Here is a 4,352-nt window from a genome sequence, read left to right on the forward strand (position 1 = left end):
TTCGACTTCTACGCTGACGCTCTGAACTACGGCCCGATCCGTGGCTCGGACAACGGCGTCAATCTGCTCGCCTACACCGCCACCTTCGGCGGCGGCTTCTCGGCCACCCTGGCCCTCGAAGACTCCAACGAGCATCGCGTCGCCAACGGCAACTTCGTTCAGGGCGGTTCGGACTATCCGGATCTCGTCGGTTCGTTGAACGTCGCTCAGGGCTGGGGCTCCGCTCAGCTGTCGGGCGCCGTGTTCCAGCGCAAGACCCTCGCCAGCGTCGGCGTCGGCTCGGGCGACAAGACCGGCTTCGCCCTGCAGGCCGGCGTCAAGATCAACCTGCCCATGCTCGCCGCTGGCGACGAGCTCTGGCTGCAGGCTGCTTACGCCGAAGGCGGTCTCTCCTATCTCGGCTACGGCGGCAACAGCGCCGGCTCGACCTGGGGTGCCAACACGAACGTCGGCCGTCTGCTGATCACGAACTCCGACGCCAACGTCAACACGCTCGGCTCGGTCAAGCTGACCAAGGGCTACGCCCTGACCGCCGGCTTCCTGCACTACTGGACCCCCACGATCCGGCAGGCCGTGTATGGTTCGTACTCGAAGCTGGACTACGCCAACGGCATCGGCGCGGTCAACGCCGTCGGCTTGGATCCGGTCGAGTGGCGCGTCGGTTCGAACCTGATCTGGTCGCCGGTTGCCGGTCTCGACATCGGCGTCGAGATTCTCTACGCCAACGCCCGGGTCAAGAACTTCGTTCAGGCGGCTGGCCGTCCGGTCGGCGTCATGACCAAGTCGGACGACGCCTGGAGCGGCCGTCTGCGCATCCAGCGCGACTTCTGATCGGTTTCCGATCTTTAGTCAGGAAGCCCCGGGGAAACCCGGGGCTTCTTTTTTATGTGGGTTGTCCGGTCTCGCTGTTGACGGCCCCCCATTGCCTTCGGTCATGATCTCGCATGAATGCTCCGGCGACCGTTCCGTCAGTGGAATGGCGCCGAGCCTTCGCTGAATCGATATCTGCGGATCGCTCGATAAGCCTTTGAAAAACCGAGAGCGCTCCCAATCGTGAGTGCCGCGTGAAACCTTCGGGTCCACGCAGGCGGGGGGCTGTGCATGTCTCAACCGGCGCGTTGGCTCTGGGGGCTGATCCCACTGGGCTTGCTGTGGGGAGCTGGAAATCTCGCGCTCGATACCGCGATCGAGCGCGATGTCGGCTTGCGTGCCGAACAGGCCGTCGCGGCGGCTGCCGGCACGGCGCCGGGCGCACGCCCCATCGTGGCTCAAGTCGATGGTCGGGATGTCACCATCGGCGGCGAGGTCCTGTCCTCCGACGGCGCGAACAAGGCGATGGCCCGCCTGCATGGTGAGTTTGGCGTGCGCCGCACGCTCGGCGGCCTCTCGCAGGTCGTTGCCCAGAAGCCCTATTCCTGGTTCGCCAACCGCCGATCCGACATGGTGACGCTCGGCGGCTTCGTGCCGGATCTCGATACGGCGGCGGCCAACGCGGCGGTGGCATCGGCAGCCTTGCCCGGCCTGCGGATCGATGATCGCCAGGCGGTCGCCTTTGGGGCGCCGGAGGGCTTTGCTGCGATGGCCGTGGCGATGCTCGCCGAATTGCCGAAACTGGCTTCCGGCCGGGTCTCGCTCGACGATGGCCGCTTCTGCATCGAGGGGAAAGCCGCCAGTTCGGATTCGTTCCTTGATCTGGAAGCTGCACAGCCGCGCGCAGAACGTCCGGGTTTCCGCGCGGTCAAATGCGATCTCGAACCTCCGACCGTGACGCCCTATCGCTGGAGCGTCGAACACGAGGCGGGCGGCGGGCTGGTGATGCGTGGCCTCTATCCGGATCGGGAGGCCCGCGAGCAGATTCTCGCGGCGGCGCGGCTGGCTTTCGGTGCGGGGACGGCCCTTCGCGACGAGATGAAGCCGGCGCTCGGGGCGCCCTCGGCTTTCCTCGCGAAGGTGACGCGCGCCCTCGGGGATCTGGCGCGGCTGCGCGACGGAAAGGCCGAGCTCGACGGCGGGGACTACGCCCTGACGGGAAGGGGGCCGCAGGCCTATGATGCCTGCTTGGCCTTGCGACTGCAGATCGCCCAGATGGATGGCCCGGATTCGGTCGCGCGCGCCACGATCGAGTGCCCTCCGGCGCCCCCGCCGCCGGTGCCGGTCGTCGTGCCGATGCCCGAGGTGCCGGGATTGATCCTGAACGATGTCCTGCCGGCTTCGCCGAAGCCGGAAGGTTCTGCTCCAGCGCCCGCGCCGGCGCCGCCGCAGGGCGCAGCCGCCAACCCGCCGGCAGGTGCATCGGTGGCTGCCCCACGCGCGGTGGCGCCGGTTCCGCTGGAGTGGAGCGCGACCCGTAACGAAAGGGGGGTCCGCCTGAACGGAAAGCTGCCGGACGAGGCGGTGCGCAGGGATGTTCTGGCCACGGCGCGCCGCATTTTCGGCGAAGTGTCCGTCGAGGACCTTGCGGCGATCGAGCCGGCGCTGCGATCCGAGCTCGACCTGCGGGCTTCCACCGGTTTTGCGCTGGAGGCGCTGTCCAAGCTGCGGGCGGGGTCGGTGTCGATCAGAGAGAAGGCTTTCGCAATCGCGGGTGAGATGGCGGATGCCGCGAGCCTTGCGGCCTTGCGCGATCTTCTCGCGAGCCGTGCTCCGGCCGGTCTGGCCTTGGCTGCCATGCCGGACAACGTCGTCGTGCGGCCTTACGGCCTGTCGCTATCGGCGGACCGCACCGGCCTGCGGCTCTCGGGATATCTGCCCGATCAGGCGATGCAGGGAGTGTTGCAGGCTCTGGTCGCGGATTCTCCTCTTAAGGGCCGTTTCGAGGATGCGACGACGCTGGTTCCCGGTGCCCCGGCTGGCTTTGCCGAAGCGGCCCGCGCCGTGCTCGCCGATCTGCTGCGCCTCGACCTCGGCTCCGCATCGGTGGTGGACGACCGTGTCACGCTGCGTGGGTTGACCTGCCGCGACCTGATCAAGAGCGAGGTCGAGACCAGCGCCGCTACCGGCCTGCCGCCCGGTTTCAAGGTCGATGCGGTCGTGGAGCTGCGCCAGACCGGCTGCGTGGTCGACCCGCCTGCGAGCTGCCAGAACGATCTCGACGGCTTGACCAGGCGCAACACGGTGCTGTTCGGCCAGGGGACCTCGGTCGTCGAGCTCGATGTCACGACCGAGCGCGTCATCGGCGAGGCGGCGGCCATCCTGAAGAAGTGTCCGGGTTCCCCGATCGTCATCGAGGGACATGCCAACCGAGACGGAGAGCGGCGCGGCTTCGACAACATGGACCTGTCGCTGCGCCGGGCCCTGCGCGTGCGCGACGAGTTGGTGCGGCGCGGCATCGAGCCCGGCAAGCTTGCGGTCAAGGGCTATGGCAGCACGCGCCCGCTCGTGTCGTATGAGGCGCCGGAAGCGCGCGCGATGAATCGCCGTGTTCAGTTCACCGTGGCGAAGTAGGAGGCGGACATGCTCTATCTCGCCAGCCAGTTTCTCTGGTTCCTGCTCGCCGCCTTCGGCCTGGGCTTCGCCATGGGCTGGATCAGCCATGACGGCGGCAAGGCCCGGTTCTGGAGCGGCGCCTGGACCGTTGTCGCCGTGCTCTGGGCAATCGGTGCAGCGCTAACCTGGCTCCAGTTCCTGAACGGCATGGCGGCGACCTGGGTCGAGACGGCGCTGCTGTTCACGGCCGTCTACTGGGCCGGATGCGTCTGCGCCGGTCTCCTGCGCAAACCGAGAGCTTCGCAGACGGCTGCCGAGCCCGTGACGGCGCCGCAGGCAGCGGTCGCCGCGAGCGCTCCGCTGGCCTCGCCGCCTGCAGCCGGACTGCCGCCGGTCGAGAACGAGGCGGACTTGCCCGGACAGCGCCCGGCCGGGCTTATCACCGCGCGCGACGACAAACCCGATGACCTGAAGCTCATCAAGGGCATCGGCCGGCAGAACGAGGGGCGCCTGCACGGCCTCGGCATCTGGCATTTCGAACAGGTCGCGGGCTGGACGCCCGCGAATGTCGAATGGGTCGGCGGCTACCTTGCCTTTCCCGGCCGGATCGAGCGCGAGGACTGGGTCGGGCAGGCCAAGCTGCTGGCGGCCGGGGCCGAGACGGAATTCGCGAGGCGCGCCAAGGCAGGCGAGGTCGAAACCTCGCGCGACGACGGCTCGGGCGGGCAGGACAATGTCGCGGCGATTACCACGGAGAAGGCCAAGGCCAAGCGCCCGAAACCCTGACCCGGATCAGGCCGCGCGGCGTTCGGCCCGGGCGATCAGCTTGGCGATCCGCCGGATCATGTCCTTCGAGCCGAGCAGCGGGGCGTGGCCCTGGCCGGGCGCGGTGTAGATCTCGCAATCGGGATGGCGCTCCGCCATCT

At 68.3% G+C, this 4,352-nt stretch carries 3 protein-coding genes; all 3 read left to right on the forward strand.

Annotated elements, in window-relative coordinates; genetic code table 11:
* Positions 1 to 831 (forward strand): porin (locus Q0Q47_RS30945; RefSeq protein WP_293869014.1); only part of this gene is annotated, 831 nt, incomplete at its 5' end.
* 270 nt (positions 832 to 1,101) lie between these two features.
* A complete protein-coding gene (locus Q0Q47_RS30950) occupies positions 1,102 to 3,444 on the forward strand; it encodes an OmpA family protein (RefSeq protein ID WP_293808361.1) in 2,343 nt (780 codons plus the stop codon).
* Positions 3,445 to 3,453: 9 nt separating this feature from the next.
* The gene (locus Q0Q47_RS30955; protein ID WP_293808360.1) at positions 3,454 to 4,212 is read left to right on the forward strand and encodes a hypothetical protein; all 759 of its coding nucleotides are present in this window, start codon (positions 3,454 to 3,456) and stop codon (positions 4,210 to 4,212) included.
* The last annotated feature ends 140 nt before the right edge of the window (positions 4,213 to 4,352 follow it).

It is taken from the genome of uncultured Alsobacter sp., from assembly GCF_945952055.1.
Classification (GTDB): Bacteria; Pseudomonadota; Alphaproteobacteria; order Rhizobiales; family Beijerinckiaceae; genus Alsobacter.